16 protein-coding genes are annotated in these 16,499 nt (G+C 66.9%); 11 read left to right on the top strand and 5 right to left on the bottom strand.

The window, feature by feature from the left end:
• The first annotated feature begins 39 nt into the window (after positions 1-39).
• Positions 40-834 (top strand): ParA family protein, encoded by a 795-nt coding sequence (locus QOH60_RS25560; protein ID WP_526424677.1) that lies wholly within the window; start codon positions 40-42, stop codon positions 832-834.
• Here the strand turns inward: QOH60_RS25560 and QOH60_RS25555 are convergent.
• Both QOH60_RS25555 and QOH60_RS25550 read right to left on the bottom strand, forming a co-directional pair.
• Positions 831-2,048 (bottom strand): Rv3212 family protein, encoded by a 1,218-nt coding sequence (locus QOH60_RS25555; RefSeq protein ID WP_526424676.1) that lies wholly within the window; start codon positions 2,046-2,048, stop codon positions 831-833. The genes QOH60_RS25560 and QOH60_RS25555 overlap by 4 nt on opposite strands.
• Positions 2,049-2,057: 9 nt before the next feature.
• Entirely contained in the window at positions 2,058-3,545 is a 1,488-nt protein-coding gene (locus QOH60_RS25550) for a DEAD/DEAH box helicase (protein ID WP_526424675.1), read from the bottom strand.
• Between the two features lie 402 nt (positions 3,546-3,947).
• Here QOH60_RS25550 and QOH60_RS25545 point away from each other — a divergent pair, with 402 nt between their 5' ends.
• Positions 3,948-4,592: a ferritin-like fold-containing protein gene (locus QOH60_RS25545; RefSeq protein ID WP_526424717.1), complete on the top strand. Its 645-nt coding sequence runs from the start codon at positions 3,948-3,950 to the stop codon at positions 4,590-4,592.
• An 84-nt stretch (positions 4,593-4,676) separates the two neighbouring features.
• Complete coding sequence (locus tag QOH60_RS25540) at positions 4,677-4,904, top strand: DUF3107 family protein (protein WP_526424674.1); 228 nt, start codon at positions 4,677-4,679, stop codon at positions 4,902-4,904.
• Positions 4,905-4,996: 92 nt separating this feature from the next.
• Here QOH60_RS25540 and fasR read toward each other — a convergent pair whose 3' ends face one another.
• Positions 4,997-5,683: an HTH-type transcriptional activator FasR gene (fasR, locus tag QOH60_RS25535; RefSeq protein WP_526424673.1), complete on the bottom strand. Its 687-nt coding sequence runs from the start codon at positions 5,681-5,683 to the stop codon at positions 4,997-4,999.
• 102 nt (positions 5,684-5,785) lie between these two features.
• On the opposite strand from fasR, the gene QOH60_RS25530 reads away from it, so the two are divergent.
• The 8 genes from QOH60_RS25530 to QOH60_RS25495 all read left to right on the top strand — a co-directional run bounded on the left by QOH60_RS25530 (position 5,786) and on the right by QOH60_RS25495 (position 15,425).
• On the top strand, positions 5,786-6,832 hold the full coding sequence (locus QOH60_RS25530; protein ID WP_526424672.1) for a DUF3152 domain-containing protein: 1,047 nt from the start codon (positions 5,786-5,788) through the stop codon (positions 6,830-6,832).
• A 188-nt stretch (positions 6,833-7,020) separates the two neighbouring features.
• Positions 7,021-8,196, top strand: coding sequence for an adenylyltransferase/sulfurtransferase MoeZ (gene moeZ / locus QOH60_RS25525; protein WP_526424671.1), 1,176 nt, complete (start codon positions 7,021-7,023; stop codon positions 8,194-8,196).
• A gap of 79 nt (positions 8,197-8,275) precedes the next feature.
• Entirely contained in the window at positions 8,276-9,130 is an 855-nt protein-coding gene (locus QOH60_RS25520) for a TIGR02569 family protein (RefSeq protein ID WP_526424670.1), read from the top strand.
• A 94-nt stretch (positions 9,131-9,224) separates the two neighbouring features.
• Entirely contained in the window at positions 9,225-10,667 is a 1,443-nt protein-coding gene (locus tag QOH60_RS25515; protein ID WP_526424669.1) for a nitrate/nitrite transporter, read from the top strand.
• Complete coding sequence (nirB, locus tag QOH60_RS25510; RefSeq protein WP_526424668.1) at positions 10,664-13,210, top strand: nitrite reductase large subunit NirB; 2,547 nt, start codon at positions 10,664-10,666, stop codon at positions 13,208-13,210. Before QOH60_RS25515 ends, nirB begins: the two co-directional genes overlap by 4 nt.
• A gap of 52 nt (positions 13,211-13,262) precedes the next feature.
• Positions 13,263-13,625: a nitrite reductase small subunit NirD gene (gene nirD / locus QOH60_RS25505; protein WP_526424667.1), complete on the top strand. Its 363-nt coding sequence runs from the start codon at positions 13,263-13,265 to the stop codon at positions 13,623-13,625.
• A complete protein-coding gene (locus QOH60_RS25500) occupies positions 13,597-14,742 on the top strand; it encodes a uroporphyrinogen-III synthase (protein WP_526424666.1) in 1,146 nt (381 codons plus the stop codon). Before nirD ends, QOH60_RS25500 begins: the two co-directional genes overlap by 29 nt.
• The gene (locus tag QOH60_RS25495) at positions 14,736-15,425 is read left to right on the top strand and encodes a sirohydrochlorin chelatase (protein WP_526424665.1); all 690 of its coding nucleotides are present in this window, start codon (positions 14,736-14,738) and stop codon (positions 15,423-15,425) included. The genes QOH60_RS25500 and QOH60_RS25495 overlap by 7 nt, the downstream gene beginning before the upstream one ends.
• On the opposite strand, the gene QOH60_RS25490 is transcribed toward QOH60_RS25495, so the two are convergent.
• Both QOH60_RS25490 and QOH60_RS25485 read right to left on the bottom strand, forming a co-directional pair.
• Entirely contained in the window at positions 15,399-15,695 is a 297-nt protein-coding gene (locus tag QOH60_RS25490) for an MGMT family protein (protein ID WP_526424664.1), read from the bottom strand. The two genes, QOH60_RS25495 and QOH60_RS25490, sit on opposite strands and share 27 nt — an antisense overlap.
• Positions 15,692-16,474, bottom strand: coding sequence for an alpha/beta fold hydrolase (locus tag QOH60_RS25485; RefSeq protein WP_526424663.1), 783 nt, complete (start codon positions 16,472-16,474; stop codon positions 15,692-15,694). The genes QOH60_RS25490 and QOH60_RS25485 overlap by 4 nt, the downstream gene beginning before the upstream one ends.
• Between the last annotated feature and the right edge of the window lie 25 nt (positions 16,475-16,499).

Raw genomic sequence — 16,499 nt, 5'->3', positions numbered from 1 at the left:
AGGCCTCGGGCGAGTACTCGCGCGTGTTTGGATAGCCACGTGACCCGAGTGCTGGTGGTGGCTAATCAGAAAGGCGGGGTCGCCAAGACGACGACGGTCGCGTCGTTGGGGGCGGCGATGGTGGAGAAGGGCAAGCGCGTCTTGCTCGTCGATCTCGACCCGCAGGGATGCCTGACGTTCTCGCTCGGCCACGATCCCGACAAGCTGCCGATGTCTGTGCATGACGTGCTGCTCGGGGACGTGGAGCCCGCCTCGGCGCTTGTGGACACCGACGAGGGCATGACGCTGATGCCCGCGAACATCGACCTGGCCGGAGCCGAGGCGATGTTGCTGATGCGCGCCGGGCGCGAATACGCGCTGCGAAGGGCGCTGGCAAAAGTTCGAGACGAGTTTGACGTCGTGATCATCGACTGCCCGCCGTCGTTGGGTGTGCTCACCTTGAACGGTCTGACCGCGGCCGACGACGTGATTGTGCCGCTGCAGTGTGAAACGCTCGCACACCGCGGCGTCGGGCAGTTCCTGCGCACAGTCAACGACGTTCAGCAGATCACCAACCCCAGCCTGACGTTGTTGGGCGCGCTGCCCACGCTCTACGACTCGCGGACCACACACAGCCGCGACGTGCTGCTCGATGTGGCCGACCGGTACGAACTGGCGGTGCTCGGGCCGCCGATACCGCGCACGGTTCGCTTCGCCGAGGCCAGCGCGTCGGGAGCATCGGTGCTCGCCGGCCGCAAGAACAAGGGCTCGGTGGCCTACCGCGACCTGGCCGCGAACCTGCTCAAGCACTGGAAGTCCGGCAAGCCGCTTGCCAGCTTCAGCCCCGAGATCTAAGGGGCGTCCCCAAGCGCGACGATGGTGCCGCCGCGCTGCTCGATGACTGTGGTGCCGATGACGTCCGGGGTGATCGGTCCTGCCGTGGTCGGGCGCTCGACCGGAATCAGGCGCTCGAAGGCGCCGGTGGCCGGCTCGTATACCCCGATGCCGCCGGTGACGGGAATCAACAGCCGCCCGGCCATCGTGTCGCCGGGGCCCAGCGGCGCTTGGGCTGCCGCGGCGATCGTGTATCGCATCGCGAGCGTGGTGCCGTCGAGAACATCGACCCGGTCACCAGTCCATACGGTGATCAGGTTGCCTGTGTGCGAAACCCGGACGTCGGGCACTGTCGGCGCGGCAACGGGTGTTTCCGAAACCTGTTGTCCTGTCTCGTCGTACACCACGACGCGCGGTTGCGGGGTCGGGAGATAGACCGCTGTGCGCAGGTCCGAGACCGCGAGCACCTTGGCACCCGATGCCGCGGTTACACCCGGCTGTTGCACATACTTGACCTCGGGTTCGACATCTTCCTTCGACACCTTGAGCAGGGTGAGCCTGGAATCGGGAAACGAGCTGCAGGTCTCAAGCACAGCCGCAGCAGACGAGCTGGCGGCCGTCGAGAGGAACTGGCACGGCGGTCGCGGGGGCACCGGCGGGTTGAGCGGGGCGTCGATGTCGCCGTAGGCCAATGTGCGCACCATGTCGGTCCGCCACATTTCGAGGCGTGTCGGGCCGGCGGCCAACACAGTGGTGCCGTCGGTCGACAGAGTGATCCGCTTGTCGGCGAACGCGGTGCGGGTGGGCCCGCGGGTGCCGGCCGCGGCGACCACCGTGCTCACCTGACCGCAGCCGCGCGGGTCCGGGTACACCGCGACGGCCAGGTCGTACACCCACGTCACCCCGCACAGATCGCGGTCACGCGCGAAACTCCAACGCTGCGCTCCCGATCTGGGATCGCGCCCGATGACCTCGCGCCCGTCCCCGGTCACCACGACGTCGGAGACGATCACCGGCTCGGCGGTGCGCGAGCTCGGCGCCGACCACAGCTGCTGCAGCTTTGTGGGCACCGCCCTCGCGGCGTTGATCTTGGGTGGAGGGCCCGCGGCGGGATGGCTCGTGGTCGCGCGTGCGTCGCTCTGCCACCAGATCAGCGCGATGAAAACCGCGACGACCGCGACGATCGCCGCAGCGGCCAGGACGTCGCCTTTGGTGCGGCGTTCGGGCTTGACCACCGGAGGATGCTAGCTGGTTGTCGATGAGCCGCTTGCGCGAAGAGCAGCAGCTGTCGTGGCCTGGCCGGGACGACGGCGCCTGCGCCGCCGCGCTGGACGGGCAGCGTCCGCCGTGGCGGGCTCCGATTCCGGCTGGCCCTGGTCGGGCTGCGCGTCGACGTGGCCAGTGGCCGCATTGCCGCCGCGGGTGCGTTGACGCGGGCGGCTGCGGCGGGCAGGTTTCGCGCCGTTGGTGTCACCGCGGTCGGGCGCACGCCTGGCGGCCTTGCGCGCGGGGCCGATCTGACCAGTAACGTCGGTCGGGATGTCGAGCTCGGCGTACAGATGCGGTGAGCTCGAGTACGTCTCGGCGGGGCTCGGGCAGTCTAGATTCAGCGCTGTGTTAATCAACGTCCAGCGAGGAAGCTCGTCCCAGTCGACCAGCGTCACGGCGATGCCCGTCTTTCCCGCCCGGCCGGTGCGACCGATGCGGTGCACGTAGGCCTGATCGTCGTCGGGGCACTGGTAGTTGATGACGTGGGTGATGTCGTCGATGTCGATCCCGCGAGCCGCCACGTCGGTGGCCACGAGGACGTCGATCTCGCCGCCGCGGAACGCCTTCAGCGCCTTCTCGCGTGCGATCTGGCCGAGGTCGCCGTGCACGGCGCCGACCTTGAAGCCCCGCTCGGCCAGGTCGTCGGCGACCTTCTGCGCGGTCCGCTTGGTGCGGGTGAAGACCATCGTCGCGCCCCGCCCCCGGGCCTGCAGCACCCGGCTGACCAGCTCGACCTTGTCGAGGGCGTGCGCGCGGTAGACGAACTGCTCGGTGGTGGCGTGCACAGCAGACGAGTGCGGCGCTTCGGCACGGATGTGGGTCGGCCGCGTCATGAATGTGCGGGCCAGCGTGATGATCGGATCCGGCATCGTCGCCGAGAAGAGCATGGCCTGACGCTTGGCGGGGATCTGGTTGAGGATGCGCTCGATGTCGGGCAGGAACCCGAGGTCCAGCATCTCGTCGGCCTCGTCGAGCACGAGCACCGACAGGCTGCCCAGTTGCAGGTGACCCTGTTGGGCCAGGTCGAGTAGACGCCCTGGGGTGCCCACGACCACGTCGGCACCGGCCTGCAGTGCCTCGATCTGCGGCTCGTAGGGGCGGCCGCCGTAAATCGGGACCACGCTCAGAGGGCGATCACCGGCCGTCAGGTACTTGGCTGCATGGGACAGGTCGCCGTAGACCTGCAGACAGAGCTCGCGGGTGGGAACGACGATCAGCGCGCGAGGGACTCCCGACAGTTCGCGGTCCTCGTCGGTGGTAATGCGGTGCAGCAACGGCGCACCGAAGGCAAGGGTCTTGCCCATGCCGGTTCTGGCTTGGCCGATCAGGTCGTCGCCGGCAAGCGCCAGCGGCAGGGTCAGTTCTTGGATGGCGAAGGGATGTTCGATGCCGTTCTCGGCTAGTGCACGGACGATTTCGTCCCGGACGCCGAGCTTGGCGAAGGTTGGATTGAGGGCTGTCATATGGCCTTTCGTGCCTTTTCTCTCTCGCGGCGTTTCTCCCGTGTGGGATCTCGCGTTGTTCTCTGCTTCGCGCGCACGAGTTCGAAAGGATCACGTCGGGCCGGCACCACAGGGATGCCGATTCGCAGGCCTTGCACTCATCGGGAGGCCGGCCAACTGCGTGCACGCACATTGCCAGGCAGGGGTTTGTCGAAGAAACGTCGCCGCCGCCTGACGACCATCATACCGGGCTAGGGTGGGGACATGAGTTCCACGCAGCCCTCGGCTGCTTCGTTTGGTCTTCGCGCAAGCGGCTCATCCGCTTCGTCTGGTCTTCGCGCAAGCGGCTCATCCACTTCGTCTGGTCTTCGCGCAAGCGGCTCATCCACCGCTGAACAGCTTGCCGAGCCCGCAGGACCGCTCATCGGTGCTGACCATCCGGGCGTCAACAAGCTCTTCGCTCTGCTGGCCTACGGCGAGGTGGCGGCGTTCTATCGGCTGACCGACGAAGCGCGGATGGCGCCCAGCCTGCGCGGACGGATCGCGATGGCGAGCATGGCGGCCGCCGAGATGGGCCACTACGAGATGCTGCGCGACGCATTGTCGATGAGGGGAATCGACGTCGAGCAGGCGATGGCCAAGTACGTCTCGGCGCTCGAGAACTATCACCGGCTCACCACGCCGAGCACCTGGCTCGAGGCCCTTGTCAAGACCTACATCGGGGACGCCCTGGCCGCCGACTTCTACCGCGAGATCGCCGACGTTTTGGCCGACGAGGTCGCCGACGTGGTGCGCGGCGTGCTCGCCGAGACGGGCCATTCGCAGTTCGTGGTCGCCGAGGTGCGCGCCGCCGTCGCGTCCAGCGGCAAGCAGCGCAACCGGCTCACGCTGTGGGCGCGGCGCCTGCTCGGTGAGGCGATCACGCAGGCCCAGTACGTGATGGCCGAGCACGACGAGCTGACGGACCTGGTGCTGTCGGGCACCGGCGGCCTGGGCAGAATTACCGACTTCTTTGATCGGCTGCAGCGCACCCACGTCGAGCGGATGGCCGAACTCGGCCTCGCCTGAAGCGGATGAGCGCTTGCGCAAAGACCAGATGGGATAGTCCACTAGCCTGCTCTCCGGAGAAGTACGACGAAAGGGTGCACCAGCGTGGAGGTCAAGATCGGCATCGCGGAGAGCTCGCGCGAGTTGGTTGTCAATAGCGCGGAGTTACCCGAAGTGGTCGAAGAGAAAGTCCGCGCGGCACTTGAGAAGGGCGCGCCGGTGCTCGAGCTGACCGACGAGCGTGGCCGCAGGTTGTTGGTGCAGACCGCCAAAATCGCGTATGTGGAGATCGGCGTGGCGGACATGCGACGGGTGGGGTTCGGCGGCGGATGAGCGCTTGCGCGAAGACCAGACAGTACGGATGAGCGCTTGCGCGAAGACCAGACAGCACGGATGAGCGCTTGCGCGAAGACCAGGCAGTACGGCTAGGACCGCGTGAGCGGCACGTGCGAAAGGCCGCCCCACGCAAACTGCACGGTGCCCTCGACGGCGTCGTCCTTGGAGATCGGCCGCTCGGCGTCCAGCCAATAGCGGGCGCAGTCCACGCTGATGCCAACGAGCCCGACTGCGATCATCCGCGCACGATGCGCCTCCAGACCGGAGTCGCGGCTGATCAGGTCGAAGACGGCGTCGGTGCACGCGTCTGTCGCGACCTTGACCTGGGCGGCGACCTGGGGCTCGGAGACGTAATCGTTCTCGAAGATCATCCGGTAGCCCTGGCTGTCGTGCTCGATGAAGTCAAAGAACGCCTGGACGGCGGCGCGCAGCCGCTGCCGGTTGTCGGTGGTTGTCCGAAGTGCCTGACGGACCCCCGAAACGAGATTGTCGACGTGGCGTGCCAGGACGGCGAGATACAGCTCAAGTTTGCTAGAGAAATGCTGATAGAGAACGGGTTTGCTGACTCCGGCGCGGTCTGCGATCTCGTCCATGCCGGCCGCGTGATAGCCGCGGTCGACGAAAACCTCACTGGCGGAGGCGAGTAGCTGGCCGCGCCGCTCGCCACGGGGGAGCCGATTGCCGCGCCGATTGCCACCTGAGGGGGCGGCAGGCTCGTCGTCGCCGTCGGCGAATCCGTTGCCGCGCCTCTCGGCGGTGTTGGCGAGATCGCTCATCCACAATCCTCAACTTGACTACGTTCGAAAGGACGACACTACTACCGGGCCCCGCGGTGCGCCGGGAAGTGAGACCTGTAACAACTGTGACATTCTGGGTCGGTGACCTACGAGCCGGGGCATCGCGGCGACGGAAGTCGTGTGCCGGTGCTGCGCAGCGAATGGCGCGAGCCGCTGCGCGCCCAGCGCGACCCGGTCGGCGGAGACTTCGGTCGTCCCCGGGCCAACCGGGAGGGGCGGCAGCGCTGGCGCAAGCGCACGCGGCTGGGCAGGTTCGTCGCGACCTACGGCTGGCGCGCGTACGCGTTGCCGGTACTCGTCGTCATCACGGCCGTCGTGTTGTACCAGGAGGTCAGTGGCTCGCGCCCGGACGTGCAGTCGGCCAGCGAGGGGAAGGTCGAGGGGCCGGCCCAGGGTGCGCCCACGACGGTGATCGGTACGGAGATCATCGGCGCCCCGCCCAAGGGGCTCACCCAGTTCGACGCGAATCTGCCGACGGGCGTGCTGCCCGAAGGCGGCCCGTTCACCGAGGCGGGGGCCAAGGCGTGGCACATCGTGCCCGGAACGGAACCGAAGGTCGGTCAGGCCAATAACGTGTTCACCTACACCGTTGAGGTGGAGGACGGCGTCGACACCGCGCCGTACGGCGGAGACGAAAGCTTCGCGCGGATGGTCAGCCAGACGCTCGACAACAAGAAGAGCTGGACGCATGACGCGCGGTTCGCCTTCCAGCGCGTCGATGCGACCTTCCAGGGCACCCCGAACTTCCGGGTGTCGCTGACGTCACCGATGACGGTTCGCGAGGGCTGCGGCTACGAGATCCCGCTGGAGGCGTCCTGCTACAACCCGGCCTTTGGGCCGCAGACGGAGCCGCGCGTGTTCATCAACGAGGCGCGCTGGGTCCGCGGCGCGGTGCCGTTTCAGGGCGACATCGGGTCGTACCGGCAGTACCTGACCAATCACGAGATCGGGCACGCCATCGGCTACCGGCAGCACGAGCCGTGTCTGGAGAACGGCGCACTGGCGCCGGTGATGATGCAGCAGACGTTCACGACCAGCAACAACGACGAGGCCAAGTTCGACCCCGACACGGTCAAACCGGACGGCCTGGTGTGCAAGCCCAATCCGTGGCCGTATCCGATCGCGTGAGCGATCGGCAAAGTCCCACGGAGTCGATCGCGTGAGCGATCGGCAAAGTCCCACGGAGTCGATCGCGTGAGCGATCGGCAAGGCCTCGGGGTCGATCGCTTGACGGGCCCCGGGAAGTCCACAGCGCGATTCGTCGTTGTTGGACTTGCATATTGTGAGGGTGTGAACCGCTGATCGAGGAGATACGGGTGTCGACATCGTTGCCGCCGCTGGTAGAGCCAGCAGCCGAACTGACCCGTGAAGAGGTCGCGCGTTATAGCCGGCATCTGATCATCCCCGACCTGGGTGTCGACGGGCAGAAGCGCCTGAAGAATGCGAAGGTGCTGGTGATCGGCGCGGGTGGGCTGGGATCGCCTGCGCTGCTGTACCTGGCCGCTGCGGGTGTGGGCACGATCGGGATCGTCGAGTTCGACGAGGTCGACGAGTCGAACCTGCAGCGTCAGATCATTCACGGTCAGTCGGATATCGGCAGGTCGAAGGCCGAGAGCGCGCGCGACTCGATTCGCGAGATCAATCCGTTCGTCAACGTGCAGCTGCACGAGCTGCGGCTCGAGCCGGAAAACGCGGTGGAGATCTTCGAGCACTACGACCTGATCCTGGACGGGACCGACAACTTCGCCACCCGCTACCTGGTCAACGACGCCGCGGTGCTGGCGGGCAAGCCGTACGTGTGGGGGTCCATCTACCGCTTCGAGGGCCAGGTGTCGGTGTTCTGGGAGGACGCGCCCGATGGGCGCGGGTTGAACTATCGCGACCTGTACCCGGAGCCTCCGCCGCCGGGGATGGTGCCGTCATGTGCGGAGGGCGGAGTGCTGGGCATCCTGTGCGCGTCGATCGCATCGGTGATGGGCACCGAGGCCCTCAAGCTGATCACCGGCATCGGCGAGCCGCTGCTGGGCCGGCTGATGGTGTACGACGCGCTCGAGATGAGCTACCGCACCATCAAGATTCGCAAGGATCCCGAAACGCCGAAGATCACGGAGCTGATCGACTACGACGATTTCTGCGGTGTCGTGTCCGAGGATGCGGCGCAAGCCACCGCGGGTTCCACGGTGACTCCGAGTGAGCTGCGCGCGTTGCTCGACGGGGACAAAGTGGCACTGATCGACGTCCGCGAGCCGGTCGAGTGGGACATCAACCGCATCACCGGCGCTCAGCTCGTGCCGAAGTCGACACTCGAGTCCGGAGAGGGGCTGTCAAAGCTGCCTCATGATCGAATCCCGGTGCTGTACTGCAAAACCGGGGTCCGTTCCGCCGAGGCATTGGCCGCCGTGAAGAAAGCCGGCTTCTCTGAGGCGAAGCACCTCCAGGGCGGCATCGTTGCATGGGCGCGTCAGCTCGAACCCGACATGGTGATGTACTGACGGCATAGGGGCCGTAACGACATCCGACACGTTGCGTCAGGGCGCCGGAGGTGCGCCTTTGCCCAGGTAACCTGGCGAGATGACCGTCGACCGTCCGCCGGAACATGTGTTGGCGGCCTTCGGATTGGCGGGAATTCGCCCGAAAGAGTTGGGTGGCGGTTGGGAAGGCGGATGGCGCTGCGGCGAGGTCGTGCTGTCGATGATCGCCGATCATGCGCGCGCGGCGTGGTCGGCGAAGGTACGCGAGACGTTGTTCGTGGACGGTGTGAGGCTCGCTCGCCCGGTTCGCTCCACCGACGGCCGATATGTCGTATCAAGCTGGCGCGCTGACACTTACGTGTCCGGTACCCCGGAGCCGCGCCACGACGAGGTGGTGTCGGCAGGCGTGCGGTTGCACGAAGCGACGGCCAAACTCGAGCGGCCGCGTTTCCTCACACAACCACCGGTCGCGCCGTGGGGTGACGTCGATGTCTTCGTTGCCGCCGATCGCGCGGCGTGGGAGGAGCGCCCGCTTCATGGCTGGCCGTCGGGGGCGAAGGTGGCGCCCGGCTCGTCTGACGCACGCAAGTCACTCGAGCTGATCCAACAGCTGGCGGGGCTGCGCCGACCAGTCAAGAGTGCCAGTCAGCTGGTGCACGGCGACCTTTACGGCACAGTGCTTTTCACGGGTACCGCCGCCCCTGGGATCACCGACATCACCCCGTACTGGCGGCCGGCTGCGTGGGCGGCCGGCGTGGTGGTCGTCGATGCATTATCGTGGGGCGATGCCGACGACGGGCTCATCGAGCGGTGGGCGTCGCTGCCCGAATGGCCGCAGATGCTGTTGCGCGCGTTGATCTTTCGTCTCGCTGTCCACGCATTGCACCCGCGGTCCACGGCCGCGGCGTTTCCTGGCCTGGCCCGCACGGCGGCGCTCGTGCGCCTGACCATCTAGCTCACCGCCGTCATGGGCTGCGGTGTGAGCAGGTTGTAGCAAGCCGGTCATCGCGTGCAGTCTTGCCGCAACAAGGCTTTCCTACCGTGGCCGCATGCCTCTGCTCACGCGCAATCACACCATCGACGACTGGGACGCCGAGGACGTCGACGCCTGGAACAACGGCGGTGCCAAAATCGCCCGGCGCAACCTGATCTGGTCGATCTTCGCCGAGCACGTCGGCTTCTCGGTCTGGTCGATTTGGTCGGTCATGGTTCTGTTCATGCCGCAGAACGTGTATCACATCGACGCGGCGGGCAAGTTCTTCCTCGTCGCGATGCCGACGCTGGTCGGGGCGGTTCTGCGGCTGCCCTACACCTTCGCGACGGCCACGTTCGGCGGCCGCAACTGGACGGTGTTCTCGGCGTTCGTGCTTGCTGTTCCGACCGTGCTGACGCTGTATTTCATGGCGCACCCCGGCACGTCGTACACCACGTTCATGATCGTGGCCGCGTTTGCCGGTTTCGGCGGCGGCAACTTCGCGTCGTCGATGACCAACATCAACGCGTTCTACCCGCAGCGACTCAAGGGGTGGGCGCTGGGACTGAACGCCGGCGGCGGGAACATCGGGGTGGCGATGATCCAGATCGTCGGCCTGCTGGTGATCGCTGTCGCCGGCAACCGGTCTCCGCACTGGGTGTGCGCGGTGTATCTGGTGCTGCTGGCGTTCGCGGGAATCGGTGCGGCGTTGTTCATGGACAACCTCACCAACCAGCGCACCAACGGCCGCTCGATGATCGACGTGATGGCCTACCGCGATTCGTGGCTGATCGCGCTGCTCTACATCGGTACCTTCGGGTCGTTCATCGGGTTCTCGTTCGCATTCGGCCAGGTGCTGCAGATCAACTTCCTGGCCGGCTTGTCGCATGGCGGTGCGGTGACCCCCGCGATGACCGCCGCGGCGTCGCTGCACGCCGCTCAGATCGCCTTCGTCGGGCCGCTTTTGGGCTCGATCTCCCGCCCGCCCGGCGGTTGGCTCTCCGACCGCATCGGAGGCGGCAAGATCACGTTGTACACGTTTGCCGCAATGATTGCCGCCGCAGGGTTGTTGGTGGTCGCCGGGCGTCTCGACGACGCGACGCCCGGCGCACCATCAGGCGCCATCATGACCTCCTACGTGATCGGCTTCATCCTGCTGTTCATCTTGTCGGGCATCGGGAACGGCTCTGTGTACAAGATGATTCCGTCGATCTTCGACGCGAAGGCTCAAAGCATGGACAACCTCGGCCGAGCCGAGAAGACTGACTGGTCGCGGCGGATGTCCGGCGCGTTGATCGGAATCGCAGGTGCCATCGGCGCTCTCGGCGGCGTGGGCATCAACGTGGTGCTGCGGGCGTCGTACTCATCGGCGGCGAAGTCGGCCACGATGGCGTTCTGGGTGTTCCTCGCCTTCTACGTGTTGTGTGCGGTGATCACGTGGTTCGCGTATGTGCGCAGGCCCACGAAGGCGCCCGCGACCGAGACGCCGGCACCGGTGGAGGCGGCCGCGCAGGCATGAGTGCGCCGAAGGCCGTCGTGACTGCGGACGCGAGGAGCAACGTAGTCGTTGTCGGCCATGGCATGGTCGGGCACAGGTTCGTCGAGGCGCTGCGCGACCGTGACCGCGACCGGCAGTGGCGAGTGACGGTGCTGTGCGAGGAGTCGGATCCGGCCTACGACCGCGTCGCGTTGTCGTCATACGTCGACGGCTGGGACCGCAGTGCCTTGGCGATGGCCGGAAATGACTACGCCGGTGACGATCTTGTGACGCTCCGGATCGGGGAACGGGCCAGCGCGATCGACCGGGATGCGCGCACGGTCACCACATCTTCCGGCGCGACCCTCGGTTACGACGCGCTCGTGCTCGCGACGGGTTCGTACCCGTTCGTGCCGCCGATCCCGGGCAAGGATCTGAAGCGCTGCTTCGTGTACCGCACACTCGACGACCTTGACGCGATCCGCGCCGCGGCGCAGGCGGCGGGACCGGGTGCGGCAGGCATCGTCGTCGGCGGTGGGCTGCTGGGCTTGGAGGCGGCGAATGCGTTGCGGCTGATGGGATTGACGCCGCACGTTGTGGAGCTGGCACCGAGGTTGATGCCGATCCAGGTCGACGACGGCGGCGGTGCCGTGCTTGCAGGCATCGTCACGCAGATGGGCCTGCACGTGCACACGGGTGTGTCGACCACAGCGATTCGGGAGCATGGCGACGGACTGCGGGCCACGCTGTCCGACGGACAGACCATCGACGCCGCGGTGCTGGTGTTCTCGGCAGGTGTACGGCCACGCGACGAGTTGGCCCGCGCCTGCGGTCTGGACATCGGGGAACGTGGCGGTGTTGTCACCGACATGGCCTGCCGCACCAGCGATCCGGCCGTCTACGCGATCGGCGAAGTGGCGGCGATCGAGGGGTGCTGCTACGGGCTCGTCGCGCCGGGCTATGCCACCTCCGAGGTGGTGGCGGACAGGTTGCTCGGCGGGACAGCCGAATTCCCCGGTGCGGACTTGTCGACCAAGCTCAAACTCCTCGGCGTCGACGTCGCCAGTTTCGGGGATGCGCACGCTGCGGCCGACGGTGCGCTCGAGGTCGTCCTCAACGACCCGACGAAAGGCACCTACGCCAAACTTGTTGTTACCGACGACGCTTCGACGCTGCTGGGCGGCATCCTCATCGGCGACGCAAGCTCCTACGGCACACTGCGCCCGCTCGTCGGGCAGCGACTGCCCGCCGATCCCGCATCGTTGATCGCGCCTGCCGCGGCGGAGATCGGCGTAGGCGCGCTGCCCGACGAAGTGCAGATCTGTTCGTGCAACGCGGTGACGAAAGGCGCGATCGTCTGCGCCATTTCAGAGGGCGCCTGCGACGTGCCGGCGATCAAAGGCGTGACGGCGGCCGGAACCTCCTGCGGCAGTTGCGTTCCGATGCTCAAGCGGATTCTGGCGGCGCAGGGCGTCGAGCAGAGCAAGGCGCTGTGCGAACACTTCTCACAGTCGCGCGTAGAACTCTTCCAGATCGTCGCGGCCACCGGAATCCGAACCTTTTCGGGCCTGATTGCCAAGCACGGCACTGGAAGCGGTTGTGACATCTGCAAGCCGGCCGTCGCGTCGATCCTCGCGTCGACCTCGTCGGAGCACATCCTCGACGGCGAATCCGCTTCGCTTCAGGACACGAACGACCATTTCTTGGCCAACATGCAACGCAACGGCACGTACTCGGTGGTGCCACGGCTGCCGGGCGGTGAGATCACCCCCGAGAAGCTGATCGCGATCGGTGAGGTGGCGCGGGATTTCGGGCTGTACACCAAGATCACGGGCGGGCAGCGCATCGACCTGTTTGGTGCACGCGTCGAAGAACTGCCGCGAATCTGGAAGCGGCTCATCGACGCCGGCATGGAGTCCGGGCACGCATACGGCAAGGCGCTGCGCACGGTGAAGAGCTGTGTCGGCTCGACGTGGTGCCGGTACGGCGTGCAGGACTCCGTGGCAATGGCAGTCGATCTCGAGTTGCGCTACCGCGGGCTGCGGTCGCCGCACAAGGTCAAGATGGGCGTGTCGGGCTGTCAGCGGGAGTGCGCGGAGGCGCGCAGCAAGGACGTCGGGGTGATCGCCACCGAGAAGGGCTGGAACCTCTACGTCGGCGGAAACGGCGGCGCCACACCCAAACACGCGCAATTGCTCGCCGGTGACCTCGACACCGAGACACTGGTTCGCTATATCGACCGCTATCTGATGTTCTACATCCGCACCGCGGACCGGCTGCAGCGCACAGCGGTGTGGCAGGAGACCATCGAGGGTGGCCTGGACCATATCCGCGCGGTCGTGTGCGACGACTCACTGGGGATCGCAGCAGTTCTCGATGCCGCGATGGACGCCCACGTTGCCGGGTACTCCGACGAATGGGCCGGCGTGCTGGCCGACGAGGCGAAGCTGTCGCGGTTCGTGTCGTTCGTCAACGCCCCTGACCAGCCCGATCCCACCGTGGTGTTCGACGACGGCGGCCCCCGGAAGGTGCCTGTGTTGCTCGGCACGCCGCGCATCGGTGACCCCGCGGAAAGGCCGGGGTAATGACTTCGAAACATGAGGTGACTGCAATGGGTCTAGAAGGAGGAACGCGAAGATGACAGTGCTTATCGAGCGCCCCCAGGCCAGTACCAAGGTGTGGACCAGGGCGTGTGCGTTGGATGCGTTGCTGCCCGGCCGCGGCGTCGCGGTGCTACTGCCCGGCGCTGAGCAGGTCGCGCTGTTCCTGCTGCCCGACCAGACGTTGGCCGCCGTCGGCAACATCGACCCGTTCAGCCGGGCGGCCGTCATCTCGCGCGGCGTCACCGGCGACCGCAAGGGTGAGCCGACGGTGGCCTCGCCGCTGGGCAAGCAGGCGTTCTCCCTTCTCGATGGTCGCTGCCTCGATGATGAGTCGCGCTCGCTGAGGACATACGAGGTGCGGGTGACTGATGGATACGTTGAAATCACCTGTCGGTGAACCACTGGCAGGTTTCACGATCGGAGTAACGGCTGCTCGACGGTCGGAGGAACTGATCACGCTCTTGGAGCGTCGAGGCGCCGCGGTGGTGCACGCACCGGCGATTCGGATCATCCCGCTCGTCGACGATGTCGAATTGCGCCGTGTCACAACGCTGCTGATCGAGCGGCCCCCCGATGTCGTCGTGGTGACCACGGGCATCGGCTTTCGCGGCTGGATCGAGGCCGCGCACGGCTGGGACGTCGCAGACGAACTGACCGCCGCGCTTGCGTCGACCCGGATCTTGGCGCGCGGACCCAAGGCGCGCGGCGCAGTCCGGCAGGCCGGGCTGTGCGAGGAGTGGAGCCCGGAGTCGGAGGCATCACCGGAAGTGCTCGAGCGGCTTCTCGCGAATGGCGCTGCGGGCCTGCGGATCGCGGTGCAGTTGCATGGTGCGGCGTCGGAGTGGGAACCACACGCCGACATCTGCGATGCGCTGACACTGGCGGGCGCGCAAGTGATCAGAGTGCCGGTCTACCGTTGGGAGCACCCGGAGGACAACCGGCCGATGGACCAGCTGATCTCGATGGTCATCGACGGACAGCTCGACGCGGTGAGCTTCACCAGCGCACCCGCGGTCGCGTCGATGTTGGAGCGGGCCAAGGCCCTTGGCTGTGTGGGTGAGCTCGTGGGCGCGCTGCGCGAACACGTGGCGCCGATTTGTGTGGGCCCTGTCACCGCCGCGCCGCTGCGGCGACTCGGCGTCCCGGCCGTGCATCCCGATCGATACCGCCTCGGCGCACTGGCCCGGTTGATCAGTGACGAGGTGCCTTTCCGGGCAAGCCAATTCACGGCCGGTGGCCACCACATCAGCGTGCGAAGCGGCAGCGTCGCGGTGGACGGCGAGGTCCGGAATGTGCCACCGGCGGCAATGGCGTTGCTGCGCCGGCTGATGGCCAATCCCGGCTGGGTGGTGTCCCGGGAGGAGCTGCTCTTGCAGCTGCCCGGCGGCGGCGGCGACACCCACGCGGTCGAGACTGCTGTGGCGCGGCTGCGTTCGGCGCTCGGAGCTCCTAGCGCGGTTCACACCGTCGTCAAGCGCGGGTACCGGTTGGCGATCGACCCCGCGACATGCTGATCCTCGTCGCGCACGGAACCCGCCATGCCGGAGGCCTGCACACGATCGGCCAACTCGCGGAAGCGGTTTCGGCGCGCATCGGTCTGGTGCGGACCGCCTTCGTCGACGTCCTCGGTCCCAACCCGGCAGAAGTGCTGTCGGCGACCGACCAGCCGGCCGTCGTCGTTCCCGCGTTCCTCGCATCGGGCTATCACGTCAATACCGACCTGCCCGCACGTGTCGTCGAGAGTGGGCACCCCGCGGTCTCCGTGACGGCCGCGCTCGGTCCTGATGCGGCGCTTGCCGTGGCGATGAGAGACCGGCTGCGTGAAGTCGGCTGGCGGCGAGGCGATGTCGTCGTGATGGCGGCAGCAGGATCGTCGGATCCGCGGGCTGCACGTGAGTTATTCTGTGCCGCGTCCCTATTGGCGGAGTACGTGGGCGAGGTCCACGTCGGCTTCGTGGCGACGGGCGCGCCTCGGGTGCCCGAGGTAGTCAGGGCGCTTCGCGGCGCCGGACGCCACCGGATCTTCATCGCGAGTTATCTGCTGGCGCCCGGACTCTTTCACGATCGGCTGCACACGTGCGGCGCGACCGCAGTCAGTGCTCCCATAGGCGTGCACCCCGCCGTCGTTGACCTTCTGGTGTCCCATTTTCTCATGCCGGCGCAACAGAAGTCAGAACTTGTGGCGGACCTCGCGTAGCGGGATTCTCCCGTTGACCGAGAGCACACCTTCGGCCCGGAGTAGTTCGAGTTGTCGTGCAGCCAGGTGCTGTGCGGGTATCCCGCTGGACCGGATCACCCGGTGCCACGGTAGATCCGCGGAGTCGGTCCGCATGATCCACCCGACGATGCGCGCACTGGAAAGCCCTGCAGCTGAAGCGATGTCACCGTACGTCGCAACCTTGCCCGACGGAATCGTCATCACCAGCGCACGCACCAGCTCTACGTCCTCGTCAGTGACCGCGGTCATAGCCGATCCCGCACCGCGGTGGCCGTCTCCTCGGGCTTCGCCAATGGAACCATGTGGTCGCACTCCAGGTCCTTCAGGATGAAGTGCGGCCCGAGCGTGGTGCGCAAGCCCTCCACCAGCCTGGTGGGCACGTACGGAGGATCGGTCCTCACGGCCCGCAGCAGCGTTGTCGGTGTTGTGTTGCGCGGCAGCACAATCGGGCGCGCCAACTCGCTCCAGTAGGAGATCATCGCCGGCAGGCTTATCCGCCAGCCCACCCCGCCGGCCGGCCGCGGGATGAGGTGCTCGTCGAGTTCGGCCTCCAGTTCGTCCTCGGGCACGTCCGCCCACGAACCCGACGCCTTCTCCGAGCGGGCCTCGCTGCGGTCGGTGTAGTCAGGCGACACCAGCATTTCGTCGGCGATCTCGCGCATTCGGTCGCCGCGAAGCCCGATCGCCGGATCGAGCAGTACCAACGCACTGACCAGATCCGGCCGTGCGGCGGCCAGATTCAACGCGACCGCACCCCCGAACGAATGCCCCAACACGACGACGGGCGCGCCGCCGCCGGCCGAGTCGACGAGCGCCACCAACGCTTCTACGTTCGCGTCGATCGTCCACGGCGCATCCCACGACGACCGGCCGTGGCCGATGAGGTCCGGCGCGGCGATCGTGATGTCGGGGAGATACCGGGTGGCCAGCGTCTGCCAGCGCTTGCCGTGTCCGGTGAGCCCGTGCACCGCGAGGACCTGAATCGGCCCGTCGGGTCCATACCGGTAAACATTCAGCTCGGCGGTCATGAATCCAATTCTGTCGGACGCTCGT

The organism is Mycobacterium sp., assembly GCF_032159765.1.
GTDB lineage: Bacteria > Actinomycetota > Actinomycetes > Mycobacteriales > Mycobacteriaceae > Mycobacterium.
This window is presented reverse-complemented; position numbering and strand designations above follow the sequence as displayed.